23 protein-coding genes are annotated in these 26,269 nt (G+C 60.9%); 2 read left to right on the forward strand and 21 right to left on the reverse strand.

Annotation, left to right across the window (positions count from 1 at the left end; translation table 11 throughout):
- Positions 1-92 precede the first annotated feature (92 nt).
- From VF629_RS11890 to VF629_RS11925, 8 genes are all read right to left on the reverse strand, one after another.
- The gene (locus VF629_RS11890; RefSeq protein WP_331058700.1) at positions 93-1,436 is read right to left on the reverse strand and encodes a DUF58 domain-containing protein; all 1,344 of its coding nucleotides are present in this window, start codon (positions 1,434-1,436) and stop codon (positions 93-95) included.
- Positions 1,433-1,984, reverse strand: a complete 552-nt coding sequence (locus VF629_RS11895; protein ID WP_331058701.1) for an NADAR family protein — start codon at positions 1,982-1,984, stop codon at positions 1,433-1,435. Before VF629_RS11895 ends, VF629_RS11890 begins: the two co-directional genes overlap by 4 nt.
- A gap of 143 nt (positions 1,985-2,127) precedes the next feature.
- Positions 2,128-3,228 (reverse strand): MoxR family ATPase, encoded by a 1,101-nt coding sequence (locus tag VF629_RS11900; protein WP_331058702.1) that lies wholly within the window; start codon positions 3,226-3,228, stop codon positions 2,128-2,130.
- Positions 3,229-3,492 (reverse strand): hypothetical protein, encoded by a 264-nt coding sequence (locus tag VF629_RS11905; RefSeq protein ID WP_331058703.1) that lies wholly within the window; start codon positions 3,490-3,492, stop codon positions 3,229-3,231.
- A 150-nt stretch (positions 3,493-3,642) separates the two neighbouring features.
- Complete coding sequence (locus tag VF629_RS11910) at positions 3,643-5,133, reverse strand: DUF4350 domain-containing protein (RefSeq protein ID WP_331058704.1); 1,491 nt, start codon at positions 5,131-5,133, stop codon at positions 3,643-3,645.
- Positions 5,134-5,153: 20 nt separating this feature from the next.
- Complete coding sequence (locus VF629_RS11915; RefSeq protein WP_331058705.1) at positions 5,154-5,939, reverse strand: DUF4129 domain-containing protein; 786 nt, start codon at positions 5,937-5,939, stop codon at positions 5,154-5,156.
- A 121-nt stretch (positions 5,940-6,060) separates the two neighbouring features.
- The gene (locus VF629_RS11920; RefSeq protein ID WP_331058706.1) at positions 6,061-7,017 is read right to left on the reverse strand and encodes a hypothetical protein; all 957 of its coding nucleotides are present in this window, start codon (positions 7,015-7,017) and stop codon (positions 6,061-6,063) included.
- 127 nt (positions 7,018-7,144) lie between these two features.
- Entirely contained in the window at positions 7,145-8,122 is a 978-nt protein-coding gene (locus VF629_RS11925) for a stage II sporulation protein M (protein WP_331058707.1), read from the reverse strand.
- 129 nt (positions 8,123-8,251) lie between these two features.
- Here VF629_RS11925 and VF629_RS11930 point away from each other — a divergent pair, with 129 nt between their 5' ends.
- Positions 8,252-8,974, forward strand: coding sequence for an RDD family protein (locus tag VF629_RS11930; protein ID WP_331058708.1), 723 nt, complete (start codon positions 8,252-8,254; stop codon positions 8,972-8,974).
- 102 nt (positions 8,975-9,076) lie between these two features.
- On the opposite strand, the gene VF629_RS11935 is transcribed toward VF629_RS11930, so the two are convergent.
- From VF629_RS11935 to VF629_RS11945, 3 genes are all read right to left on the reverse strand, one after another.
- Positions 9,077-10,603, reverse strand: a complete 1,527-nt coding sequence (locus VF629_RS11935) for a RagB/SusD family nutrient uptake outer membrane protein (protein ID WP_331058709.1) — start codon at positions 10,601-10,603, stop codon at positions 9,077-9,079.
- A gap of 15 nt (positions 10,604-10,618) precedes the next feature.
- A complete protein-coding gene (locus VF629_RS11940) occupies positions 10,619-13,813 on the reverse strand; it encodes a TonB-dependent receptor (RefSeq protein WP_331058710.1) in 3,195 nt (1,064 codons plus the stop codon).
- Positions 13,814-14,225: 412 nt separating this feature from the next.
- Complete coding sequence (locus VF629_RS11945; RefSeq protein WP_331058711.1) at positions 14,226-14,939, reverse strand: SDR family oxidoreductase; 714 nt, start codon at positions 14,937-14,939, stop codon at positions 14,226-14,228.
- A gap of 226 nt (positions 14,940-15,165) precedes the next feature.
- Between VF629_RS11945 and VF629_RS11950 the strand changes: the two genes are divergently transcribed.
- The gene (locus VF629_RS11950) at positions 15,166-15,696 is read left to right on the forward strand and encodes a GNAT family N-acetyltransferase (protein WP_331058712.1); all 531 of its coding nucleotides are present in this window, start codon (positions 15,166-15,168) and stop codon (positions 15,694-15,696) included.
- 60 nt (positions 15,697-15,756) lie between these two features.
- Here the strand turns inward: VF629_RS11950 and VF629_RS11955 are convergent, their stop codons facing one another.
- The 10 genes from VF629_RS11955 to VF629_RS12000 all read right to left on the reverse strand — a co-directional run bounded on the left by VF629_RS11955 (position 15,757) and on the right by VF629_RS12000 (position 26,220).
- Positions 15,757-17,502 (reverse strand): bifunctional GNAT family N-acetyltransferase/carbon-nitrogen hydrolase family protein, encoded by a 1,746-nt coding sequence (locus VF629_RS11955; protein ID WP_331058713.1) that lies wholly within the window; start codon positions 17,500-17,502, stop codon positions 15,757-15,759.
- Positions 17,503-17,667: 165 nt separating this feature from the next.
- Positions 17,668-18,534: a hypothetical protein gene (locus tag VF629_RS11960; RefSeq protein WP_331058714.1), complete on the reverse strand. Its 867-nt coding sequence runs from the start codon at positions 18,532-18,534 to the stop codon at positions 17,668-17,670.
- Between the two features lie 130 nt (positions 18,535-18,664).
- Positions 18,665-19,843, reverse strand: a complete 1,179-nt coding sequence (locus tag VF629_RS11965; protein WP_331058715.1) for a hypothetical protein — start codon at positions 19,841-19,843, stop codon at positions 18,665-18,667.
- Positions 19,844-20,117: 274 nt separating this feature from the next.
- Positions 20,118-20,774 (reverse strand): 3-oxoacid CoA-transferase subunit B, encoded by a 657-nt coding sequence (locus VF629_RS11970; protein WP_331058716.1) that lies wholly within the window; start codon positions 20,772-20,774, stop codon positions 20,118-20,120.
- Positions 20,775-20,906: 132 nt separating this feature from the next.
- Positions 20,907-22,313, reverse strand: a complete 1,407-nt coding sequence (locus VF629_RS11975; protein WP_331058717.1) for a serine hydrolase domain-containing protein — start codon at positions 22,311-22,313, stop codon at positions 20,907-20,909.
- A 20-nt stretch (positions 22,314-22,333) separates the two neighbouring features.
- Positions 22,334-22,579, reverse strand: coding sequence for a hypothetical protein (locus VF629_RS11980; RefSeq protein WP_331058718.1), 246 nt, complete (start codon positions 22,577-22,579; stop codon positions 22,334-22,336).
- Entirely contained in the window at positions 22,572-22,952 is a 381-nt protein-coding gene (locus VF629_RS11985) for a hypothetical protein (protein ID WP_331058719.1), read from the reverse strand. The genes VF629_RS11980 and VF629_RS11985 overlap by 8 nt, the downstream gene beginning before the upstream one ends.
- Before the next feature lie 14 nt (positions 22,953-22,966).
- Positions 22,967-23,668, reverse strand: coding sequence for a CoA transferase subunit A (locus VF629_RS11990; protein WP_331058720.1), 702 nt, complete (start codon positions 23,666-23,668; stop codon positions 22,967-22,969).
- Positions 23,669-23,678: 10 nt separating this feature from the next.
- The gene (locus VF629_RS11995; RefSeq protein ID WP_331058721.1) at positions 23,679-24,908 is read right to left on the reverse strand and encodes a carboxypeptidase-like regulatory domain-containing protein; all 1,230 of its coding nucleotides are present in this window, start codon (positions 24,906-24,908) and stop codon (positions 23,679-23,681) included.
- Positions 24,909-24,975: 67 nt separating this feature from the next.
- Positions 24,976-26,220, reverse strand: coding sequence for a carboxypeptidase-like regulatory domain-containing protein (locus tag VF629_RS12000; RefSeq protein ID WP_331058722.1), 1,245 nt, complete (start codon positions 26,218-26,220; stop codon positions 24,976-24,978).
- Positions 26,221-26,269: the final 49 nt, after the last annotated feature.

Raw genomic sequence — 26,269 nt, forward strand, 5'->3', positions numbered from 1 at the left:
CAAGAAACAAAAATAGCCCACGCCATCCACCGGCAATTCCCACACTCGCCCAAGCCTCACCCCAGGCCCTTGTAGCAGCCGTGGCCCAGGGGCTAAATCATCCCGCGAGCTTTGAATTCCAAATACTTATTGATGGTATTTACTGTCAAATCCTTAGGCGCGGTCAGCAGGGAATAAATGCCGTAGCGCTGCAGTTCGAGCACAATCTGGCGTTTTTCCTGGGCAAATTTCTCGGCGATGGTTTGGTTGTACACGTCCTCCGTGGTGGCCGCCGGGGCGTCCAGGTATTCGCGCAGCTCGGTGTTTTCAAAGAAAATAACCAGCAGCAGGTGGTCTTTGGCGAGGCGCCGCAGGTAGGGCAGCTGCCGCTGCATGCCGTGCAGGGTCTCGAAGTTGGTGAACAGCACCAGCAAGCTGCGCTGCTTGATGCGGGCCCGCACGGTGGCGTAGAGCAGCTCAAAATCGGTTTCAAGGTACTTGGTTTTCTGGCGGTAAAGGATTTCCAGCAGCTTGAGCAAGTGGCCGGGGCGGCGGTCGGCGGCCAGGGTGGCGCCGGGGCGGTTCGAGAAGGTTATCAGGCCGGCTTTGTCGTGCTTGAGCAGGGCAATGTTGCTTACCACGAGCGTGGCGTTGATGGCGTAATCGAGCAAACTCAGGCCGTCGAAAGGCATGCGCATCACCCGGCCTTTGTCGATGAGGCAATACACTTGCTGGGCCCGCTCGTCCTGAAAGTGGTTGATGACCAGTGTGTCGCTGGTGCCGGTGCGGCGGGCCGTGGCTTTCCAGTTGATGCTGCGCGGGTCGTCGCCGGGCACGTAGGGCCGGATTTGCTCAAACTCCATGCTGTGGCCCACCCGCCGCACCCGCTTCACGCCCACCTCGGTGAGGCGGTTGTGGATGGCCAGTAGCTCGTACTGGCGCATTTGCAGAAATGACGGGTATACCGGCACGGTCCGGCCCTGGTCGAAGCGGAAGCGCCGGCGCACCAGCCCCAGCGGCGACGCGGCGAAGATGTTCACGCTCCCAAACTCGTATTCGCCCCGCTTGGTGGGCCGCAGCTGGTAGTTTATCACCTGCGTTTCGCCGGGCTTCACCGTGGCCCGAAATAGCACGTCGCGCCGCTGAAACTGGTGCGGGATTTCGTCAATGGTCTCGGTTTGAATGGAAAAGCGGTAGTTGTTCTCCACATAAATCTGCAGTTCGTTGTCCGAGCCGTTGGCCAACTTATCGCCCATCACGCGGCGTCCAAAAACGGGCGGGGCGTTGTTCTTGGCCGGCGAGTACAGCAGCAGCGCATCGAGCAGCGCCAGTACCACGAAGACGCCCAGCGCAATCTGCATCGGTCCCAGCAGCCAAGGCAGAAAAAACGCCACCACGAAGCCCGTAGCCAGCAAGGCAACAGCCAGGAAGAAGCGCGGAGTAAGAAAAAGCGTCATGAGTTGCGCAGTTGGTCTCGGACTTCCATTAAGGCAAACCCCAGTAGGTTGGGGCCCTGCCAGCGGGCTGGGTGTTCGGCATCCGCAGAATCAGCAGCCAAGCCGATGCCCCAGATGGCATCCACTGGGCTGGCTTCGACCAGTACCCGGTCGTTGGTCGAAAGCAGGAATTCCAACAAATCCTTGTGCTGGCCAAACTTATGCAAGTTGCCGGTCCGTACGATGTCTACCTTGTGCGCCTCCCAGGCTTCGGGCTCGAATCCTCGAATCTCCCGGCCCAGCTTCTTGGCCTCGGCCGGATTTTTGGCCGCAAGAATTCGAACCAAAGCTTCCTCATCGTGGAAAAGACGAGCCTTTTCACTCATCATCCAGTGCTCGGTAGACCGATAGGTGACGCCATCAACCACAAAGTCGGCCAGCCACCATTGGCTAAGGCAAGACTTGGTGACGACGCCGTCCTTGCTGGGCTGGTGGCCCCAGAAAAACGAGTACTTGACGCGAGCACCCTGCGCCAGCTGGCCAAGGAGCCAAGCGGTGGAGTAAAACATAAGGCCTTGGTATATACTATTTTGGACGGGTCAGAGGCGCAATCCTTTGCGTCTCGGCGTTGAATAAATTGCGCCTGAACCACACCCAGACGGTGCGGACGCGGAGACGCAAAGGGTTGCGTCTCTACCTCGTTCAGACAGTTTTACCGCGGCACCTCCACGTTCTGCATAATTTGCTTCACCACTTCATCGGGCGTGCCGCCTTCCATTTCGCGCTCCGGCGTGAGCATGATGCGGTGGCGCAGCACGCTGGGCGCCAGAAACTGCACGTCCTCGGGCGTCACGAAGTCGCGGCCGCGCAGCGCGGCCAAGGCTTTGGCGCCGTTCAGCAAGGCCAGCGAAGCGCGGGGCGACGCACCGAGGTACAGTGATTTGTGCGCCCGCGTCTGGCCCACCAGTTTGGCGATGTATTCCAGAATGTTGGCTTCCACGCGCTGCTGGCGCACTTGCTGGCGCAGCGCGGCCAAGTCGGCAGCGCTGAGGATGGGTTGCACAGCTTCCAGGTTGGTGCTGCCCTGGCCGGCGTGGTGGCCGGACAAAATCTGCACTTCTTCGGCCAGGGTGGGGTAGCCCACGTGCAACTTGAACAGGAACCGGTCGAGCTGGGCTTCGGGCAGGCGGTAGGTGCCTTCCTGCTCCACCGGGTTTTGGGTGGCCAGCACCAGGAAGGGCTCCGCCATGGGGTAGGTGGTGCCGTCCTGCGTCACGGTGCGCTCCTCCATCACCTCAAACAGGGCCGATTGGGTCTTGGCCGGCGCGCGGTTGATTTCGTCAATCAGCACCACGCTGGCGAAAATGGGGCCCGGCCGAAACTCAAAGTCGGCTTTGTTCTGCTGGAAAACCGACGTGCCCAGCACGTCCGACGGCATCAGGTCGGGCGTGAACTGAATGCGGCTGAAGGGTACTTCCAAGGTGCGTGCCAGCAGCTTGGCCATGAGGGTCTTGGCAACGCCCGGCACGCCTTCCAGCAGCACGTGGCCGTCGGCCAGCACGGCCGTCAGCAGCAATTCCAATAGGTCACTCTGACCGACGATGATTTTACCAATTTCGGCGCGAATGGCCTCCGTTTGGGTAGTGAGCCGGGCAAAATCAGTACGCGGCGCAAAGACGGCGTCCGGCGCAGCCGCTGCGGTGTCTGCCGCGGCCGGAGCTGCTGCCTGCGGGGTGGTAGCAGGAGCCAGGTCATCTGGCGGGGGGCCGACGGAATAAGTAGGCGAAGGGAGGTCGAGGTTATCGTTTTCCATTTACAAGGTGCTGGCGTAGCCAATAAAAGTCTGAGCGGTAGCTTCATCGGCGCAGGCCGCAAGCAGCTGCTGATGAACGGTGCGGGCGTATTCGGGAGAAACTAATTTTTTGGATACCAGTGTCAAATCTTGCAGCAAGCTCGCATATTTGCCCCAGTCGAGACCAGCCAGCAATGCCTTTTGTTGAACCGAAGCGCTGCGCACGAACAGGTCCTCATCCCAATTGCACTGGATGAGTAGCCTCAGCTTTTCAACCGTTAGCATCGGCAAAACCGAAAGCTGATGATGGGTGGGAACAACACCAAAAGAGTTGAAACGGGAGCTAAAAAGTGCATCAAATTGCTGCTAAAGCCACTTTATGGGAATTGTACAATTTGGTAAAAACGAGGTTTCTGGGTTCAGTGCAAAAAGAGACTAGCGGCCAGCTTCCCGCTTGAAATCATTCAGCGCCCTGCTTAAAAGCAGGAGTTGCTGGTCAGTCATTTGCGGTGCGGTGCGCGCAAAATTCACTAGGCGCAGCAGCTCGTCGACGCGGGGCCTGGCCAGGCCTGATTTCTGACTCAGCCGTTCGCGGAAATCGGCGTCGGCAAAATCAGGGTTGGTTTCCTGAAAGCGCGTGCGCAAGTAGTCCATAAATAAACCGACTTTTTTCTCGGCAATGCGGGCGTGACTGCTGCCGTGCCGATATAAGCTGGCCACGGTGCGCGTGAACAGCAGCGTGGTGTTGGGCAGGGGCTTGATGGTGGGGATGATGCGCTGCCGCCGCCGCGCTTCCACCAGCACAAAGAGCAGTCCGCCAATCAATAACAGGTAAAAGGCGGTGTTGAGCGCCGCGCTGCCCTTCACTATGCGCAGCAGCGACTGGTCGCCCACGCGGCCTTGCTTTTGGTACTCGTCCCACCACACGGGGCGGGCGGGCAGGTAGGAGAGGGCCGTGGCGGCAAACTGGCTCGTGGCCGGCCGCAGCATAAACTGGTTGGTGAAGGCAATGGGCACCGAGCACAGGTACACGTGCCCGCGGCCGTAGTCGAGGCGCAGCAGCGCGGCTTGGCCCTTTTCGTCGGCCACCAAGGTGCGGCCCACCCGGCCGGAGTCGACTTCGAAGCGCACGTTGGCGTCGGCTCCCGGTAGAACGTAGCGCGGCCCCGCCAACGCAGGGTTGGTGAAATGCAGCGTGACCGAGTCGAGCACCGGCAAGCCCTGGGGCCCGGCGTGGGCGGGCAGGGTCACGGTGCGGGTGCCCACGCCCAGCGTATCCAGAAACGCAGAGTTGGAGCCGCCAAAATCTTCGGCTACCATGAAAACGTCGTTCCCATTGGCCACGAAGCGCAGCAGCGTCGCGGCGTCGGTCGTGGTGGCCTGAAAGCGCGTGTTGACGAACAGGTAGTTGGCCCCGGTTTTTAGAAAGTCCTCTTCATCATCACTTTCGTCCTCTTCGTCCTCGCCTTCGCTGGCCATAGCTGTTGGGTCTTGTGCCGTAGCCGAAGCAGCTGAGTCGGCCGTTGCCCACCCGCTGGCAGAGGCTTCCGTGGTGTCAACTTCCACGGCATCGCTGTCCGTTTCCTCCCCGGGGGAGTCTTCCGCTTCAGACGTTTCCGGCGCTTCGCTGGGGGCTTCGGGCTCGCGGGTTTCAATGCGGGTGGGCGCCTGGGCCATGGCATCGGTCAGTTCCATGGGCGTGCCGGTGAGCTGGTTGTAAATGGGCACGCGGATGGTTTCCACGGTGTCGTTGCCCAGCAGGCGCGGCAGCTGGTCGTACAGCACGTAGGTGCCGTAAGGTATTTTGTGCGTGTTGATGAGCGTGGGGCGCCAGTCCACGGGTTTGGGCCGGTAATATTCCAGCGCCACGTAGCCGCTGAACAAAGCCAGCAGCCCCACTACGTACCAGCGAAAAGTAGATGTCATGGTGGCGATGAAAAAGTAAATCAGGCGGCGCGACGAGTGCCCACTACCTGGCCCTGAAAAGTGCGGTGGCCGGCCCGCACCCGTTCGTACAGCGGCCCCGACAGCGCCACCTCGCCGTACCACACAAACTCAAATTGCCGGGTTATCTCCCGGAAATCGGCGCGCAGGGCCCCGGTGGGGGGCAGTTCAGCCAGGTAGGCGTGGTTGGTTTTGTCGGGTTGCCACTGGATGAGGCCGCGGTCGGAGAGGGCTTTGAGCAGCTGCAAATAGCCCAGGCGCACGGCCAGGCGCAGGTTGCCGGCGGCTTCGGCTTCGGCAAGCCGGGTGGCAAAGTCCACTTCGTGAATGTTTTCGGCCGCGGTGTCGTAGGCCAGCTTGGCGCGCCGCGGCGTGCGGCCCAGCAGGGCCGTCAGGTCCACTTGCAGCAGCTTGAGCACCACAAACACGCCAACCCCCAGGAACAGCGCGTAGAATACCCAGCGCCAAAAGTGGCTGTAGCTGCGGCTGTTCAGCCACTCGACAAGGGCCCGCCACAGCCGCGCCTTAAATGCCTCCCAGGCGCTTTGCTCGGCGCGGGCCACCGGCTCCACGTACTGAAACTCCCGTTGGCCGCGCAGTTCCCGCAGGCGGTCGGCGTCGGGCTGGCGCAGGCGCGGGGCGGGGCCCTGGTCGGGCGGCAGGGCGCGGGTCACGGCCGGGGGCGTGGGCTCGGGCGCCGCCACCGCCGGCGCCGCGCTCAGCACCAGCAGCATCGCCATCACCTGCAACCGAAACAAGAAAAAAGCCACTGGGATGATAAAATGCAAAAGGTTGGGGGCGATGAGTGGTGTTGAGTAGTCAGAATTAACTAGCAGGGAAGTAAAGTTTTCGGCGCAGCCGCTTAGTTGATGGGCTACTACTTGCTACTTGTTTCCTGTGCCCCAATGCCTAGTATTCTCCTTCTTCGTCGGGGCGGTAGGCAGCGGCTGTTGGCGCCGCCGCCGGCGCTTGGCCCAGTTGGCCCACCAGGTTGCGCAGGCCGATGGCATCGTGCCGCTCCACCAGGTTGAAGTACTGGAAGGCAAGGGCAATGAGCAGTGGCGGATAAAAAAACATCGACAGCAGTCCCGTCAGGGTGGAGGTGGCAATGGCCAGCACGCTCAGGAACGAGCTGGCGCTGCCGCCTTGGTTCAGGCCCAGCAACCCGCCAACAGCGCCAATGATGCCGCCAATCACCCCGCCAATAACGCCCGAGCAAATGGCCAGCATCATGAACATGATGAAGAGCAGCCCGAGCGTGGACCACCACTTGCCCCGCGCCAGCTGGCGGCAGCGGCTGATGGTGGCACCAAAGCCGGTGTTCTCCATCACCAGCACGATGTAGAACAGGGTGAGAACCACCGACAAATAAATGCCGGGGATGACGAAGAGAAAGTAGCCAACAATGATGACAATCACCAGGCCGAAGTAGGAGAGAAACGATTCCAGGAACCGGGCTTTTACTTCCGCCCACACCTCGCCCGTGGTGATGGGCTCGGGGGAAGGAGTGGGCCGCAGGCACCGGCGCATGTAGCTGTATACCGTGAGCACCAGCAAGGTGATGAAAGTGGCGCCCAGCACGATGTTGACCCAGTAATAGGGCGAGCCCGTCAGCTCACCGGCTTGGGCCAGGTTGCCCAGAAACCCACCGCCCCGTCCGTTTCGGCGTGCGCTGGCCAGCAGCAATTCCTTTTGCATGAGGCCGCTCAAGATGCCTTGCAGTAATGCGGCCGGCACCACAATGAACAGCAGCGCCCGGCCCAACCCCCGCCAGTGCGCGCTGATGAACTCAAACGTGGCCGATATTTTTTGCCCGAAATCCCGTTGTTGGCGGAAATCCGATTCTTGGGTAAAGCTTAGGCGCATAAACAGACAGTGAAAGAAAAGGTGGTAAGTAAGCAGTCAAAAGCAAGCAGCAAGACGGTATTGTTTGATTGTCGGTTACCCTGGAAAGGCCGGGCTACGGCTAGCTTCTGACGGGGTATTTCTAAGACTAAGAGCGGGGCAGCGGGGTAGTTTCGGCCAGGGTGGCGCCCTGCTTCCGCAGCTGCCAGGGGTACCACCCAAAATACCAAAGGATAAACGCCGCCGACCCACCAATGATGGCCAGGCTGGCCTCGATGGGCATTTCGGTGTGCCGCGTTACAAAGCTTTCCAGGAAGCCGGCCAGCACGAAGATGGGCACCAGGCCCATGGCCAGCTTGCCGCCCTCGCGCGCCGCGTACCGAAACGACTCGGCCCGGCTGTACGTGCCCGGAAACAACAAGCCCCGGGCCATCACAAACCCCGCCCCGCCGGCCAGCACGATGGACGAAATTTCGAGCGTGCCGTGAATCCAGATGGTGAGCACCGAGGCCTTGAGCACGTGCTGCTGGTAGAAAAAGTATTGAAACGCGCCCAGCATCAGGCCATTGCGAAACAGCAGGTAGCCCGTGCCCACCCCGGCGGCAATGCCGGCCGCAAACGTGAGCAGCGCCACGCGAATGTTGTTGATGGTAATAAACAAGAACATCGACGTTTCGTCTTCGCGTTTGTACACGGCCATGGGGTCGCCGCGGCGAATGTTGTCCAGCGTTTCGTTCACGTAGCCATCGCCGAGAATGGAGCGCACGAACGTGTCGTCGTACGCGGCCGAAAGGGCCCCCAACGCGGTGCACAGCGCAAAAAACGCCAGCGACCACCCCAGCACGGCGTGGTGGCGGCTCACCACGAGCGGCAGCTCCCGGGCCCAAAACTGAGCAAAGCGCCCGCGGGCTTCTGCTTTGTTCTTGTAGATGGCCTGGTGCAGCTTGCCGGTCAGCGAGTTTAGGTAAGCCGTGGTCGGCGACTCGGGGTAGAAGGTTTGGGCGTAGGCCAGGTCGTCGGTGAGGGCCACAAACCGCGCCGCGAGCTCATCCGGGTTGGTTGCCGGTTGGGTTTCGTACTGCTGCCAACGGGCTTGGTTTTGCCGCAAAAAAAGAGCTTCGCGCATGGGGCGTGGTTAGAGCCTTAAAGGTAGCAAGCCGCGCCGAAGTCGCCGCGGCCCCGATGCGCAACGAACGCCCCCTCCGACGTATTTTTCGACTCCGATACCGCCGCTGCCCCGCTACCGCGCCTTCTTATGAGCACCATCCGCATCCACACCACCCAAAACGTCACGCTCGAAGTCGAAATCGCCAGCGTGGGCGACCGCATTCTGGCCTCGCTTATCGACTACGGGTTATACGCCACGTGGTTCATTGCCTGGAGCGTGCTCAACCGCGAGCTACGGTTGGGCGGCACCGGCCAGATAGGCTTTTACCTCATGCTGCTGCCCACCACCTTTTATTTTCTGGCGTGTGAGGTGTTTTTCAACGGCCAGACCCTGGGCAAGAAAGCCCTCGACTTGCGCGTGGTGCGCCTCGACGGCACCCGCGCCGGCCTCGGCGACTTTGTGCTGCGCTGGCTGCTGCGCCCCGTCGAAATCGTCATGACGTTTGGTGTGGGGGCGATGATGACCATTCTGCTCAACGGCCGGGGCCAGCGCCTTGGTGACCTTGCCGCCGGCACGGCCGTCATCAGCCTGAAGAAGCGCGCCACCCACAGCTCGCTCATGGCCGTCGACGCCGCCTCCCTGTCCGGCTACCAGCCCGTGTTCAGCCAAGCCAGCGCCCTTTCCGACCACGACGTTGCCCTGATTCGCAAGCTGTTATTTTACGGCTCCAAGCAAGAAAACTACTTGCTATTGAATGAAGTGGCCAATAAGGTAAAGTCCATCACCGGCATCCAAACGGAACTGCAGGACGGCCCTTTCCTACAGACGGTGTTGCGCGACCACGCTTATTTGGCGGCGAATGGGGCGTAAATGGCAGGCGGTGACGCGCCATGGCCTGGCCGAACATGCCCACAAAAAGAGCGGCTTGCCCATTGGGCAAGCCGCTCTTTTTGTGAGATTCGCAATAATGCCTTAGTTGCGGACCATTAGGCTGTTGGCGGCCAACTCCGTGTTAGGAATCGGCCAGATGTAGAGCGCATCGGTGGGATTAACGGCGCCTACCGACGCTTTGCCGGGGATGGGCTGGAGCAGGCGCAGCAGGTCGGTGTTGCGCAGGCCCTCGCCTAGGAACTCGATGCGCCGCTCCAGCAGGATGGCGTCAGCCATATCGTTGGCCGAGGCGAAACTGGCAGCCGTGTAGGTGCCGCCGTTCGAGCGGCCGCGCACGGCGTTGAGCAGAGCTAGAGCCTGCGGGTCCACGGTGTTCGTCGAGCGCACCCGTGCCTCGGCCAGGTTCAGCAGCACCTCGGCGTAGCGGATGACGGGAGCTGGGTCAGTGTAGGGAGTGCCGGCGGTATACTTGCGCAAATACGACTCGGTGCCGACTAGCTGCACGAAGTTGGTGCGGCGGGTGTCGGTGGCGGCCCAGCGGGGGTCGTTTAGGATGCCGCCGGCGCCGGGGTTGAGGCTGTATTCGCCATTACCAAATGGTGGCGCGGGACTTGGCGGCGGGGAAGGCAGCGCCGGCAGGAAGTAAAAGCCAAGCTGGTTCTGAACGCCGGGTGCGTCCTGCGCCGTGAAGGGAAAGGAGAGAATGTTTTCCGTTGTCCCGGCCGCGGCGAACACAGCCGGCAGCGATGGGTTCAGCGCGTGAGCAACGCCGGTGGGGGCCACGAACGGCGCCGCGGCCGGCACGAGCTTGTTGGCCTCGGTAATCACGTCGGCGTAGCGGCCCATGGTCAGGAGCACCCGCGTTCTCAGCGCGATGGCCGTGTTGCGGTGCGCCCGCGTGGCGGCCGTATTGGGCACCGTGCCGGTGGCGGGAATCAGGGGCAGGTTGTCTTCCGCGAACTTCAAGTCTAGCAGAATCTGGTCGTACACCTGAGCCACGGTGCTGCGGGCCAGGGCGTTGTTGTCGTTGTTGGTTTCGCCTTTCAGGCGCAGCGGGAGGCCGGGCTTGCTGCCGTTAGCGTCGGCAAAGGGCCGGGCGTAGAACTGCAGCAAGTGGTAGTAGCACAGCGCTCGCAAAAACCGGGCTTCGCCTTCGTAGCCGAGCGCCGTCGCGGCGAAGGTGGTTGGGAAGATGGGAGCCACGTACTTGCCCGTGTTGGCGGTAAGGCCGTCCAAAAAAACGTTTATCTGGTTGATGGCGCTGTAGCCAAAGCCCCAGGTGTTAATGACATCGTTCTGCGACTGCTCCGTGACGGTGTGGTTCCAGACCAGCAGGCCCGTTACGCCGTTGTTGGTGCGGTTGATAAAGTCGTTGGCGCGGATGTCGCTGTGCACCTGCACCCGGCCGCCCAGAAAGCCGCCGGTCTTTACGTAACGGTACAAGCCATTGACTTGCAGCATAATGCGGGCTGGCGTATCGAAGGCTACCGTATTCGATATCTGAGCTTCCGGGATAGGGTTTAGGCGCTCTTCGCTGCAGCTGAAGGTGCCCAGCGTGAGCAGGCCCGCCGTCAGAGCCAGGGTAATGCGTTTTGCGATGATAGTCATGAGGGGATGATGCGATTAAAAGCCCAGGGAAAGACCGGCCGTGAACGTGCGGGCTTGGCCGATGGAGTTACGGTCGACGCCGGCGCCGGTGTTGCTGGCGCCGTTGGTCGAGACTTCGGGGTCGACGCCCGAATAGTCGGTCAGCAGGAACAGGTTCTGGGCCTGCACATACACGCGGGCCGAGTTCATTTTGGCCTTGCTCAGCAGGCCCGAATTGAAGGTGTAGCCCAGCGACAGGTTGCGCAGGCGGGCAAAGTCGCCTTTCTCCACGTTCGACGACAGCACCAGAGCCGAGCCATTCGAAACGTTGTCGGTGTACACCACGCGGGGATACTTCGCGTTGCCGGAGGCTTCGGACGTCCAGCGCTCCTTAATGTCAGTGGCGTTGTTCCAGAACCGCTGGTCGTGCAGGCCAGACTTGGTACCGTTGTAGATGTAGTTGCCACCCGAGAACTGCACGAACACGCCCAGGTCGAAGCCCCGGTACGTGAAGGTGTTGTCGAAACCGCCGTACCAGGTGGGCAGCACCGGGCCGAAGTACACCCCGTCGGCGAGCTGACTCGGGGCCGGCACGTTGGCGCCGGTCGACACCAGCGTCCAGCCCGTAGAGCCGAGGCCGCTCGTGCCCTGGTGGTTGTACTGAATTAGGCTGCCATCGGCCCGCGTTACCAGGCGCTGGCCGTTCACCGGGTTCACGCCGGGCGTGGGCACGGCCAGAATGGAGCCCACCGAACGGCCCACGCTCGTGAAGTTCACCGTTTCGAGGCCCGAGGTGGCGGTGGGAATGCGCTGGTCGGCGGTGGCCAGCTCCAGCACCTCGTTCTTGAGCGTGCTGAAGTTGCCGCTCACCGTCCAGGTGAAGTTGGTTTTCTGAATGGCGTTGAAGCGCAGGTTTAGCTCGATGCCCTTGTTCTCCATGGCGCCCACGTTGGCCGGGATGGACAGCTGCAGGTTGCCCGGCCCGAGCGTGTTCGGAATGCCGAGGGAGGGCGCGGCGGGCGCGGGCAGAATCAGGTCATCAATCAAGTTGCGGTAGTAGGTTACGTCACCCGTCAGGCGGCTGTCAAACAAGCCAAACGCCAGGCCCACGTCGCTCTTGCGGGCAACTTCCCAGGTCAGCTTGGGGTTGCCGGCCTGCGAGTAATACAGCGTGGGGTTGGCACCGTAAAGACCCGAGGAGTAGAGCTGCTGCGTGGCAAAATCGTCGATGCCCTGAAAGTTACCGACTTCGCCATAGCTGCCCACCACTTTCAAGAAGTCCACTTTGCTGGCCAGGGCGCTGTTTTTCCAGAAGTCCTCTTCTGAGATAACGTAGCCGGCCGACGCGCCGTAGAAGTTTTTGAACCGATTGTCGGGGGCGTAAGCCGAGTAGCCGTCGCGGCGGGCGATGGCGGTGAATAAATACTTGCGAGCGTAATTGTAGTTCACCCGGCCGAAGAACGACACCAAGTAGTTGGCGCCCTGAAATTCACCCGTTGGGGTGATGTTAGTGAAGTTGCCTTGGATGGTGGTGAAGAACGGGTCAGCCACCTGGGTGCGGTTAAAGCCCGAGCGCAGTACGTCGGTTTGCTGCTGCTCCTGGCCCAGCAGCACCGAAAAGTTGTGCTTCTCGCCAAACGTGCGGTCATACTGCAGCGTGTTCTGCCAGTTCCAGCGCTTGTTGGTGCGCAGGAAGTTGGTGGCTGAGCCCCCCGGTGTGGCGCCGTCGCCGGCAATCGAGGTCAGGAACGAACGGTCTTCGAAGGTGACGTTGTCGATGCCGTACTGTGTGCGCAGGTTCAGGCCTTTAAGCACTTCCCAGTTGGCAAATAAGCTGCCCTGAATCTGGTTGCTCTCCGACGTGTAGTAGTTATTTTCCAGTTCCACAACCGGGTTGTAGAAGTTGCCGACAAGCGGGGCATTCGTGGTGGGGTTGATGTTAGGCCCCGGGCCCAGACCGGCGCCTGAGATGTTGGGGCTGCCGTCGGGATTAAACGGCGCCACGTTAGGCTGCAATACCAGCGGTAGGCGTCCCAGGCCGCCGGTGCCGAACGCGCCGTCGCCCACCGAGCCGGAGTTCGGCGAGTCGTTGCGATTGTTGGAGTAGCTAACGTTGGTGCCCACCGTGACGCGGTCAAACAGCTTGTGGTCTACGTTGAGGCGAGCGCCGTAGCGCCGGAACTCGTTGTTTTCCAGCATCCCGCGCTGCTTGGTGTAGTTCACTGACGTGAAGTACGTCGTGCGGTCGGTGCCGCCCGAGAAATTCAGGTTGTGGTTCGACGAGATGCCGGTCCGGTACACGTAGTCGTACCAGTCCGTGTCGATGTTGTTGCCGTTGGCGTCCTGTCCAATTTTAAAACCTTCAACGTTGGTGCCGGGCTCGCCCAGCTTTACGCGGTTGGCGTTGAGGTTGCGCACGGACTCGTTTTTGATGGTCACATAGTCCTGCGCGTTCAGCACCTCTATCAGCCGCACCGGCTGGGTCACGCCCACCCAGTTGTCGAATGAAAGCCGCGGGGCCTGCCCCTTTCGGCCACGCTTGGTCGTAATCAGGATAACGCCGCCGATAGCCCGGGAGCCATAAATGGCCGCCGCCGAAGCATCCTTAAGCACTTCGACGCTTTCGATGTCGTCGGGGTTGATGTTAGCCAGCGGGTTGTTCGGCACGTTGGCCACAGCCGAGTTGTTGCCGCTATAGGTCGGAATGCCATCCACCACGAACAGGGGCGCCCCGCTGAGCGAAATCGAGTTCACGCCCCGAATACGGATAACCGGCGGGGCGTTGAGCACGCCGTTGGGGGTTGTGATGTTCACGCCCGAGGCCCGGCCCTGCAGGGCCTGGTCGAAGCTTTGCACGGGCAACGACTTGATTTCCCTGCCGCTGATGGTAGCCACGTTGCCCGTCAGGTCGCGCCGCGACTGGGTGCCGTAGCCCACCACTACAACCTCATCGAGACCCTTAGTGTCGGTGGTTAGGTTGATGTTGAAGGACGATTTGTCCCCGATAGCTGCCTCCTGAGTAGCGTAACCCACGTAAGAAAACACCAAAGTGCCAGCCGCTGGCGGTACTGCTATAGCAAACTTGCCATCGGCATCGGTCGAAGTGCCCGTGTTGGTGCCCTTTACGAGCACCGTCACGCCCGGAAGGGCGCCGCCGTCGGCCCCTTTGACCGTGCCGGTCACGTTGCGGTCCTGTGCCCTTAGGTCACGTGCCCCAAAGGCAAAGACCATAAATAGGAGTAATAGTAGTTTTCCCATGTGACGATTGTTTAAATGAAACGAGTGACTGGATTGGCGAATATAGGGTCTTGTCACTTGAACTCTCGTCAGTGTTTACCTTAAAATGAGATTAATTTTTGTAAAAAGGGCTAGTAGTTTGGGGTATCTGATGTGAAAAAAGCCTATTGCCGTAATTGGGAGCCCCCAAATTCAATTGGAAGTTTATAGCCAATGATTTTCCTAATTAAGAACTAAATAAACTTCCTTAATGCATCATAATAAGAGCTAAAAAAACAATAGGGTTCGCATTTCCGAATAGACAGAAAGCCCGTCCGTTGATTGCTCAACTGAACGGGCTTTTTGCATTTCGCTTATTTGCAACGCTAGCGTGAATGGACGTTGGCTAGCGTCTCCGAGCATGTGGTTACCACGGCACGGGCTGGCCTTGCCAGGTCACGAAACTGCCGTTTTCTTCGGCGTGGAGTTGGTCGGCCAGGCGCACGATGCCGCGGGCCGAGTCGGCGGGGTCTTGGTTGGCGTGGTCGCCGCCCATCTCGGTGCGCATCCAGCCGGGGTCCACAATTACCGAAATCAGGCCCATGTGGCCCACTTCGGCGGCTAGGCTGCGCATGTACATGTTCAGGGCGGCCTTGCTGGCGCTGTAGTGGTAGGGGTCGCCGGTGGCTTTCCACGTGAGCGAGCCCTGGCCCGAGGAAATGCTGATGATGCGGCCCTTGCGCCCGGCGCGCAGCAGCGGCAGCAGCGCCTGCGACACCAAAAGCGGGCCAATGGCGTTTACCTGCATGGTTTCGATGGCGTCGTCGTGGGTGAGCTGGCCCAGGCGCTGGTGGTCGTCGCCGGAGCCGGCGTGCGGGTACACGCCGGCGTTGTTGATGAGCACGTCCAGCGAGTCGGCGGCCTGGCGTACGCCTTGCACAGCGGCGTCGATGGACGCCGCGCTGGTCACGTCGAGGGGCAGGAGCACGAGGTGCTCGCCGTACTGGCGTTGCAATTGCTGGAGTTCAGCGGCTTGGTCGGGCTGGCGGCTGGCGGCGAACACGTGGTCGCCGCGCTCCAAGTATTGGCGGGTGAGTTCGAGGCCCAGGCCCCGGTTGGCCCCGGTGATGAAAACGTGCATGTCTTTCAGGTGTGGTGAGAACGGGAAGAAAAAATTAGGGCTGCAGTTTACGCAAAAATGGCTGCCGGACTATACTGGTCAATCAGGTAAACAAGGGAATAATTGTTTGCGGAGCACGCGCGTTGAGCTCACCGGGACTGGGGCAGTAATTACTGGGCCCGAGAAGGTGCTGGGTAAAGGCCGTTGCGCTTAATTTGAACCGTTCTTCATCTAAAACACGCCCCCGATGAACGTCACGCTATCTACTCTTACTCCCGCCGAAATTGAGCGGGCCCTTCCGCAACTGGTGGGCCTGTTTCAGGACGCCATCGGCTCGGGTGCCGCGCTGGGATTCTTGCCGCCGCTCACGACTGCTGAGGCCAGCAGCTTCTGGCGCCGCGTCGGGGCCAGTGTTGAGGCCGGCACCGTGGCTTTGTTCGTCGCCCGAAACAGCGACTCGCACGACATCCTGGGAAGCGTACAGCTGGCGCTGGCGCCCCAAACCAACGGCACCCACCGGGCCGAAGTCGCCAAAATGATGGTGCACAGCACCGCCCGGCGCTTGGGCATAGGCCGCCAACTGCTGCGGGCCCTGGAGGCCCACGCCGCCCAACTGGGCCGCTCCACGCTGGTGCTGGACACGCGCCAGGGCGACGCGGCCGAGCAGCTCTACCAAGCGTTGCAATACCAAGTGGCCGGGGTAGTGCCCGAGTACGCCCAAAGCGGCGACGGCTCACTCCATTCCACTGTCATTTACTATAAGCTGCTGACCGTGTGAACGCAAAAAGGGTGGCAGCCAGTCCGGCTGCCACCCTTTTTGCGTTCACACAGCCCGGGTTTAACCGGCTGCCACGGCCTTGCGGCGGCTGGTGCGGGGTAGGCGCTCTTCCGAGCCCTGCGCCAACAGGTCGTCGTCGCGGTCCGTCTTTTTAATGGTCCAGCCCAAGGAGTAGAGGTCCTTGCGGCGGTCGCGCAGGTTGCGCACGGCGCCGCTGGTGTTCAGGTCCTTGAGCAAGTCCAGGTCCAGGTCGGCGATGAGCGTCATCTCGGTGTTGGGCGTGGCTTCGGCCACGATGGCGTCGTGCGGGAAGGCAAAGTCCGAGGGGCTGAACACGGCCGACTGCGAGTACTGAATGTCCATGTTCTCGACGCGGGGCAAGTTGCCCACCGACCCCGTGATGGCCACGTAGCACTCGTTCTCAATGGCCCGGGCCTGAGCGCAAATGCGCACGCGCTGGTAGGCGTTCTTGGTGTCGGTCCAGAAGGGCACGAACAGAATTTTCACGCCTTCGTCGCTCAGCATGCGGGCCAGCTCGGGGAATTCCACGTCGTAGCACACCAGAATGCCAATTTTGCCAAAGTCCGTGTCGAAGCACTTGAGCTTGTCGCCGCCGCGCATGCCCCAGTAGCTAGCCTCGTCCGGCGTCACGTGCAGCTTGTACTGCTCGTCCACGGTGCCGTCGCGGCGGCAGAGGTAGGCCACGTTGTGGAGCTTGCCATCTTCGTACACCGGCATCGAGCCCGCCACGATGTTGATGTTGTAGCTCACGGCCAGCTCCATCATCTTCGCCTTGATGGGCTCGGTGAAAGCCGCCATGGCCCGGATGGCCACCGCCGGCGAGTCCTCGTTGGTGAGGGCCATGAGCGGGGCGTTGAAGAACTCCGGAAACATCACGCAGTCGGCTTTGTAGCCGCTCACCGTGTCCACGAAGAACTCCATCTGCTGCAGCAAGTCCTCCAGGCTGCGGGTGGCGCGCATTTGCCACTGCACAACGCCGATGCGCACGTTGGATTTGGTGTTGCCGATGAGCTTTTCCGTTTCCTCGTAGTACACGTTAATCCATTCCAGCAGCGTGGCGAAGGCCTTCGACTCGGAATCGTAGGGCAGGTAGCCCCGGATGATTTTGCGGACGTGAAACTCGTTGGAGAGCTGGAAGGTGAGGATGGGGTCGACCACTTCCTTGTTGCGCACCATTTCCACGTACTTTGCCGGGGTCATTTCGTTGGCGTAGGCGGCGTAGCCGGGAATGCGGCCGCCGGCCACCATGGCGCGCAGGTTCAGGTTCTCGCACAGCTCCTTGCGGGCGTCGTAGAGGCGGCGGCCCAGGCGCAGCGAGCGGTACTCGGGGTCCACGAATACGTCGACGCCGTAGAGGGTGTCGCCGTCGTCGTCGTGGGTGTCAAATTTGCCGTGGCCCGTGATTTTGGCGTACGTGTGTTTGTCGCCAAACTTGCTGTAGTCCACGATGATGGCCAGCGCCGCGGCCACCAGTCGGCCGTTGTCCTCGATGCCAATCTGGCCCTCGGGAAACTTGCGGAGCAGGGCCGCAAACTCGTCGGCGGCCCAGGCGCCTTCCATGTTGGAATACACCTTGTCCATGATGTCTTTCACGGCCTTAAAGTCGGAGCGCCGCAGGGTGCGCAGCACCAGCTTGTGGGCCGGCACGGCGGTGGGGGTGAGACGTTCGACGGGGGTGAGCGCCGGACTGGGCTTGCCCACTTTCTTGGCGTGGGAGCCGTTGGTAGCGGCTTTGCCATTACCGTTCGAAGAGGCAGAAGATTTGCCGTTGGATGAAGTGGCCATATTATCAAAAACGAAACTGCAAGGAAAAAGAGGCGAAAGGCGGTACGGGAGCCGCTGGCCGGATGGCGTCCCCTCAAAATTACCCGTAAAAAAACCCGTCGACATAATTTGCCAACGGGTAGTGAAACGAAAATGGAGGCAGAACGGTGCGGTAGTTTACTAAATTTATGGTCTGGCGCCACCGTTCTGCTTGGGTTGCTTGGGAAAGACGGGCAGGAAGCCAATCGAAGAGCCGAAGGATTTGTCGGGCACGAGCCGCTTGGCTTCGTCGTACATGTAGCCGTCCTCGACCCGCTCAATGTAGACGGTGTAGAGCGAAAACCCGGGCCCGACCACCCCGGGGCTCACGGGCACCACAGCGCCGGGGCGGGCTGCATCCAGCCGAACAATGGAGGCATCGGCCCCCGCCGCGTACACCGAATCCAAGGTGCCGCCTTCCGGGTATCGGTAATTGGGGCCGCCGGGGTAGAGCTTCACCAAGTGATATTCCTGCTTGAGCATCTCGCTCGGTGGATAAAACTTGTGCGCGGCCGTGAGGGAAATGCGGTTGGGCAAGTCGTCAATGGATTCGAGCGCTACCCAATAATTTAAATGCCTGGCATTGATGCCCTGGTCGGTGTAAAAACGGTAGGAGTCGTTCAGCAATGCTTTGCCGGGCTGGTCGGTGGTGGCGGGCAGCAGGCCGATGGCCTTGTCGTTTTCGAAGTATTCGGTGTAATCCGACCGAAGCAGCTTCTTTGGGTACTTGAGTTGCAGCAGTTGGTGGGGCGGCACCGTGACGTGGAAAAACGTCCGGTTGGTTGGCACGTCCTTGAAATTGGTGCCCACCGAAGCAAATCGTTTCAGCTTGATTTTTACGTCTACTTCCTGTGTGCCCTTGTTGTACAGCAGCAAGTAGTGCTTCAGTGTGCTGCCCTGCCGTTCCCACACGCTCCAGCTAATTAGATTGTCTGAGGTGAGGCCCACCACAATTTGGCTACCCCAGGCCGGCACGTGCAACACCAGCAGCAAGAGCAAAAGCAGCTTTTTCATAGTGTCGTAATTAACGCTCAAAGGTCCGCTGCAACGGTGCAGCCAAGCACTCGATGCCGCCGAAAAGCCAATTACATACTCCTTTCAGTGATGGAGCCTCTTCCCAACCTGGGGAACTGCCATGCCGGCATTACTCCCGCACCACGCGGCGCGTAGCCGTGCCGTGGCTGGTAGTCACCGTGAGGAGGGCCACGCCGCGGAAGCGGCCAAATGCCTCGGCATCGAGGGCAATGGTGCCGGCGGCCGAGGTGCGGAAACTGCGCCGAAATAGCTCCCGGCCCACCAAATCAGTAGCCGACACGGCAAGCGGGCCACTGCTAGCGGGCACGGTAAGGACCAGGGGGCTGCCCGCCGCCGATGGATTGGGATAGGCCGCCAGCACGGCATTGGTGGCCGCGTCGCGGGCGGCCAGCGGGCCCAGGCGGCGGTAGCTGTCGCGGTACTGCACGCTGGTCACGGTTTCGCGGCCCGCAACTACTTGCGTCACGATGGTGAGCAGCGGCACGTGCACGCCTTTGGCCAGCCACTTGTACTCGCGGGTCAGGGGCAAGTCGAAGCCTACGCCGGGCATGCCGCCGATGGATACGCTGTCGTGGTCGCTGAGCTTGCTCACCACCCGCACCGTGTTGAAAGTGCCAAACGGGGTGATGAGGGAACCCCAGGCATCGGCCACGTTCACGCGCTTACGCTTCTGGCTGAGGTAAGCCACCGCGCCCAACGCCGCAGGGGTTGAAAAGAACGATTCACTGGAATCAGCCAGGCTGGCAAAGCTCAGCGGGAAGCGGTAGATGACGTCTTGCTGGGCTTGGCTGGCGTAGGTAGCCGGCACCGCGGTGGCCGAAAGCGTACCCCCGTAGCCAACGGAGCGAAAATCCTGCGTGGCAGCTCCGGGCGCCGAAGTGTTAAAGAACTGGTAGGTATCGGTGAGGGTGATGGGGACGCCGGCCGGCAAGGGCAGCGGCAACGCCTGCGGCGCGGCCGTAGTGGCCCGGTTTGCTCCCCCCAACGCGCCGAAGGTCAGGGCGTAAAGGGGCGCCGTGCCCGCAAAAGAACTCACCAGCACGAACTGCTCCACGCGCTGGTTGAGGGGCGTCAGGCTGGTGTAGTTCCACGTTTGGTTGGCGCCGCGCTGCGAGAGGGCCGGCGCCGCACCGGGCAGCGCCGGGCTGGCCACGCTCAGCCGCAGCGTGTCGACGGGAGCCGCGGCGCTGGGCGCGGGCATGTCCGTCCGGTCGATGACGGGGGAAACGGTGGTTTGGGCCCACGCAGGCGCGGTCGCCAGCAAAAAGAGGGGTAAAAATTTGCGCATAAAAACGTAGCAATGAGGAACAACGAAGGTACGCGTTGACGCTCCTCGTCGTGCTCCACTACGAAGCGGTTTGCCCGGGCGGGAACGGGCCAGACCGTGTACCCCAAAGCTGCGCTTCGGCTCGCGTAAGGACTGCTTTCGGCGTGCTTGCTCGGGTGTCGTTCCACCAAAATTTCCTTTCGGCCCGCTAGAACGACGCGCACTGAGCTGTTCTAGCGGGCCGAAACGACCTTTCGGGGTGCTCGGGCGAGCGGTTTGTTAAGGCAAACCGCTGCTAAATGCTCATCTCCGGCACCTCACCTTCGGGCACCACGAGCTTGCCAGCGGTGGCGGCCACTATTTGCTCCACCGTCACGCCGGGCGCCCGCTCGCGCAGCACAAAGCCGTCGGGCGTCACGTCGAGCACGGCCAGCTCGGTCACAATTTTCTTCACGCAGCGCAGGCCGGTAATGGGCAGGGTGCAGTCCGTCAGCAGCTTGCTGCTGCCATCTTTAGCTACGTGCTGCATGGCCACGATGATATTCTTGGCCGAAGCCACCAGGTCCATGGCGCCGCCCATGCCTTTCACCATTTTGCCGGGAATTTTCCAGTTGGCGATGTCGCCGCGCTCGCTCACCTCCATGGCCCCCAGAATAGTCAGGTCGACGTGCTCCCCCCGAATCATGCCGAAAGAATCGGCTGAGCTGAAGATGCTGGAGCCGGGCAGGGTGGTCACGGTCTGCTTGCTAGCGTTGATGAGGTCGGGGTCAACCTGGTCTTCGGTGGGGAAGGGACCCATGCCGAGCAGGCCGTTTTCCGACTGCAGCTCCACGTTGATGCCGGCCGGGATGTAGTTGGCCACCAGCGTGGGAATGCCAATGCCGAGGTTGACGTAGGAGCCGTCTTTCACTTCTTGGGCTATTCTTTTGGCGATGCCGTGTTTGTCGAGCATGATGGGTGTTTTGGGAATGAGATATTTAAGAGGAACGTCATGCCGAGCACAGCCGAGGCATCTCGCGTGGGGCAGTAACTCAATCGTTGAACGATGCGCGCGAGATGCCTCGGCTGCGCTCGGCAGGACGGGCTATTTGATTTGGCTTGGCACAAAGGACTGATACACCGCCTCCTTGAACTTGTTGGCCAAGTCGCCGCCGGTGGTGTTGGGGTATTTCTGGGTATAAATCAACGCCACCAACTTGGCTTTGGGGTCAACCCAGTACGTGGTGCCAAAGATGCCGCCCCATTCATACGAGCCTTCCGACAAGCCAAACTGCTGCTTGGCGGCGTTTTGCGCGCTCACAATGCTGAAGCCCAATCCAAACTTGTTACCGCCCTGGCTCACGTCGCCCATTTGGTTCTGCGTTATCAGGGCCACGGTGGCAGGTTTCAGCAGCTGGCGGCCCTGGTAGGTGCCGTTGTTGAGCATCATTTCCAGGAAGTGGGCGTAGTCGTCGATGGTAGACGAGAGGCCCGCGCCGCCCGAAAAATACGTGCCCGCTGCCTTGGGGTAGTCCGGCGTCATGCCGTCGCGTGGGGTCATGGGCACGGTTTGGTGGGCTGCATTTTCGGTGTAAAGCTCAGCTAAACGAGCCTTTTTATCGGCAGGCAAGTAAAACCACGTGTCCTTCATGCCCAGCGGCTCAAACAGGCGCGTGCGCAGGTACTGGTCCAGCGGCTGGCCCGAGAGCACCTCAATCAGCCGGCCCAGCACGTCGATGCTCAGGCCATAGGTGAACCGCTCCCCCGGCTGGTGCATCAGCGGCAGCGGCCCCAGCGCATCCATAGACTTCGCCAGGTTGCCCGCTGGTGTGCCAATACCGCTCGGAATGCGAGCTTTGGCATAAATAGCCTTCGCCTCCTTGGACCCGATTACGGGGTAGCTGATGCCCGACGTGTGCGTAAACAACTGCCGAATGGTGATTTCGCTCTTGGCCGGTACCGTGGTGTAGGTGGTATCCTTTTCGTTGAAAGTCGCCATCACCTTGGGATTTTTGAACGCCGGCAAGTACTTCGAAACGGGGTCGTCGAGCTGGAATTTGCCTTCGTCGTACAGCAGCATCAGGCCAATGCTGGTGATGGCTTTGGTTTGGGAGGCAATGCGGAAAATAGCGTCGGTACGGAGCGGCGTCTGGGCAAACATGTCATCAACGCCGAAGGACTTGCGGTATACCACCTTGCCGTCACGTATCACCAGCGCAAGGGCACCGGGCACGTGTTTATCGTAACGGCGTATGGAGCCGTTGGTAGTCGGCTTCGATAAGGGACCGTACGCGCCACGTGAGCCCACATCGGCCGTGTACTTGGTAAGCAGCTCGTCGATGCGCTGGGCTTCGGCTGGGTCGACGGTGGCTGGGGCTGAAGTAGCCGGTAGCGGCTTGCCCACCACTGCCTTGCGGGCCGGCGCTTTCCGGGCTGGGGCCGCTACCTGGGCCGTGGCGCCGTAGCCGCTCAGCAGTAGGAGCAGCGCGAGGGAGTTTTTGCGGAAGGTCATAAAGATTAAATGGTTGTCAGCTATGAGGGCCTGGGAAAGGAGCAAAGCGGGCGGCGGGCAGCCATAAGGTGGCGCAGCTGAAACCACTGCACAAGGCGTACGACGACCAGCAGCGCCAATAGCCCTGGAATGAGCAGCAATAGTACCCAGGTATTGGCTTCGTTATAGGAGGTATGCGTGCGGTTGCCCAGATTTACCATGAAATCAGTGCAATACCAAAAAGCAAAACGGACAAAGCGTGCTCCCCAAGCAATCAAACTATTCACGATGCAGTGCTTTAAGTTGCCGTATCAGAACCGCGTTTCGTAGTGCCCCATAAGTGAGGCCCAGCAGTAGCAGTGGAATCAGGACCAAGTAAAAGCCGATATTGACGGCCGCATACCATTGCCGTCCGCCGCCCATCAGTCCCTTAATGGTGGCCTCAAACAGCGGCCGCAGTTGAGAATAGGCTGGACTATTAGCCGGCGTGGCGTGCGGGCAGCCGTGCGCTTCACAATAGCGCGAGCAGCGGCCCGGTAGCTGAGCGGTGGTTGGCGGCGGGCTGGATTCGTTGAGGTATACCCCAAAAGCTACTGGCAGCAGCGCCAATAACAACACCGCTAATCCCAGCAGCAGGCGGATACGCAAAGCAACTCGCATGGCTCCTACCTGCTTTAGGACGCGGCCCGCACCGTCCGCTGCTCAATGCGCTTCTCGTACCGCTCGCCCTGGTAAATGCGCTGCACGAAAATGCCGGGCGTGTGAATCTGGTTGGGGTCGAGCTCGCCGGCGGGCACCAGCTCTTCTACCTCGGCCACGGTGATTTTGCCGGCCGTGGCCATCATCGGGTTGAAGTTGCGGGCGGTGCCTTTGTAAACAAGGTTGCCGGCGGTGTCGCCTTTCCAGGCTTTCACGAAGGCGAAATCGGCGTGCAGGGCGGTTTCCAAGAGGTACATTTTACCGTTGAACTCGCGGCTTTCTTTGCCTTCGCCCACTTCGGTGCCGTAGCCGGCCGGGGTGAAAAACGCGGGAATGCCCGCGCCGCCCGCCCGGCACCGCTCGGCCAATGTGCCCTGCGGTATCAGTTCTACTTCTAGTTCGCCGCTCAGCAGCTGGCGCTCAAACTCGGCGTTTTCGCCCACATAGCTCGAAATCATCTTGCGAACCTGCTTGGTTTGCAGCAGCAACCCAATGCCAAAGTCGTCGACGCCGGCGTTGTTAGAAATGCAAGTGAGGTTCTTCACGTCGAGGCGCAGGATTTCCTGAATCGAGTTTTCGGGAATGCCGCAGAGGCCGAAGCCGCCGAGCATCAGGGTCATGCCATCGGCCAGGCCCTGCAGGGCGGCTTGGGCATTTGGGACAGTTTTGTCAATCATGGGTGGGAGTTTAGGGACTGGGCACCGGAGCCGGTGGCAGGTAATTCACGGGTAAAAATTCACCCATTTTTTCGAACCCCCAGTATTCGTCGGTGAATACGGCCAGCGGATTGGCCAGTTGGCCGTTGGGCTGAATCTCAATTTCGGGCAGCAGGGGCACCAACACCGACACCTGCCGGTCGGCGGGAGCCGAGGCTGCTGCGCTGGGCGGAAACGTTCGCTGCCGGTACTGCGGGTCGGGCTTTTCGCGCAGGTAGCTCACTTGCAGGCGGTCGCGAAAGCGCAAGAATACCTGCGCGCCATCCGCTGTCACGCGGCGCAGGCTGTCGATGGGCCGCGGCGCGGTGTAAAGCATGGAATAGGCGGGCGGCACCTTGCGCCAGCGAGCCAGCGAGTCGTTTTCAGCCTTGGTGAGTTCGGCCAAATACCGTTCGCGTGCCAATTTGCGGCGCAGGCTGTCGGCGCGCGCAAACCGGGGGTTAGGCACGATGCGCAGACGTTGCGCCACAAATCCTTCGGCGTTCACCCGGTCGTCGCGCACGCTTTTGAAGAAGTGGGCAAGCGAGCCGCGGTAGGCCGTGACTCGGTTGGCCTCCCAGCGGCGCTGCTCGCGGGCAGAGCGGGGCTTCATCTCCTCAAATACCGGCTGGCCGTAGAACGTGACCACGCTTTGGGTAAAGTTGGTGGTGAAACGCAAGCCATAATACTTAATCCGGTAGCCCAAAGCTTGGTTGTCGACCTGCACAAACTTGTAGGAGGACGCCGTGAGCTCGTTTTCGGTGGGGTCGAAGTCCACCAGCACGTCGTCAGGATTGTGAATGCGGCACTGGCCTGAAAACGTGGTGCGGCCCAGGAAAAGCTCCTTGAATTTTTGGTAGTCGGCGGCCCGATTGGGGTTGGGCCGCACCACCACTTCGCCCAGCTGGCTGGCCGTGGGGCTGGGCCGCAGCGTGAGCTGCTGGGCCGCGGTGCCCACCGTAATGCTCTGCTTGGCCAGGCGGTAGCCCACGTAAGAGGCCACCACGTCGTAGGTGCCAGTGGGCACCTTGGGAAAAGTGAATTCGCCCTTCTCGGTGGTGGTCACGCCCAGCGTGGTGTTGGCCAGAAACACGCTGGCAAACGACAGCGGCGCCTGCGTAACCGAATCGAGCACCAGCCCCGAAACCGACGCTTGCGCCCCGGCATTACCCGCGCGCAGCAGCAGTCCGAAAAGCAGGAACAAGGCCAGGTGAAGGCGCATTGCGACAGGCGAGGGCACAGAAAGATATCTACCCACGAATGTAGTGGCAACGCTACTTGTGCCTCTCTCAGCGGCCCGCTCCTGTCGACTCCTTAAGGTTGACGGGAGCCGGTGGCGCGTCCGTCGGCACGTAGTCGAAGGGCATGAACTCGCCGATTTTCTCAAAGCCCCAGTACTCGCCCAGCAACACGTCCAGCGGGTTCATGGGCGAGCCATTGGCTTGAATCTCGGCCTCGCCGTCCGACAGGCGCACCCTCGAAACCTGTCGCTTGGCGGGGTAGGGCTTCTTCGATGCGCCCAGTGGCGACATGGCCTTCTTGTAGCGTGGGTCGGGCGCCTCGCCAAAGTAAGCCACCTGTAGGTCGCCGGTGAAGCTGAGGTAGGTATGTTTGCCGTCGAGGGACATCCGGCGTATGCTGTCGATGGGCATGGGGGCGGTGCTGAGGGCTGCCGTAATGGGCGCCTCGCGGCTCCACTTCAGCACCGAGTCGCGCTCGGCGCGGGTGGCGCCGCCGTTCGCCCGCCGTTCCTTTAGTAGGCGCTGCTTGGTTTGGGCGGCTTCGTAGCGGGGGTTGGGTCCCACGCGCACTTGCTGCACCAGGAAGTTTTCGGCCGTCAGGCGGTTGGTGTACACGCTGCGCAGAAAGTGCATGAACGAACCCGTGTAGGCAGTCAGGCGGTTAGCAGCCCATAACTGGCGCTGCTTCTCGTCGCGCGGCTTCATTTCCTCAAACACCGGCTCACCGTAGTAAGAAATGGTGCCGTCGGCCTTGTTGTAGCCAAACTCCAACCCGTAGTACTTCAGGCGGTAGCCCAGCGCTTCGTTATCGACCTGCACAAACTCCTTGGCCCGGGCCGTGAGCTCCTTGGTTGAGTCGTCGTAAAGCACGCGCACATTGTCAGGGTTGCTGATGCGGCACTGGTCCGAAAAAGTGCTCGCGCCTATAAAGAGGCGCGAAAACGTTTCGTATTCCTCGGGTTTGTTGGGGGCAGGTTTCACCACTACTTCGCCCAGTTGGTTGCCGGTCGAAGCCAGCTTCAGGGTCACTTGCTGGGGCTCACGGCCAATGGTAACGCTCTGCTTGGCCAAGCGGTAACCCACGTAAGAAGCCACCACGTCATAAGTACCAGTAGGCACTTTAGGGAAGGTAAATTCGCCCTTCTCGGTGGTGGTCACGCCCAGCGTGGTATTGGCCAGAAATACGCTGGCGAATGACAAGGGCTCGTTGGTGGCCGAGTCCAGCGCCACCCCGGTGAGCTTTCCTTGGGCTTGCGCCGCGCTAGCCCAGCCCAGCAGGCCACAGAAGAGCATAATTATCCGTAAGTACATCATTGCTAGTACACTAGTTTTAAAATAAGCA

The sequence above is a fragment of the Hymenobacter sp. genome, assembly GCF_036388155.1.
In the GTDB taxonomy this organism is placed as follows: Bacteria; Bacteroidota; Bacteroidia; order Cytophagales; family Hymenobacteraceae; genus Hymenobacter.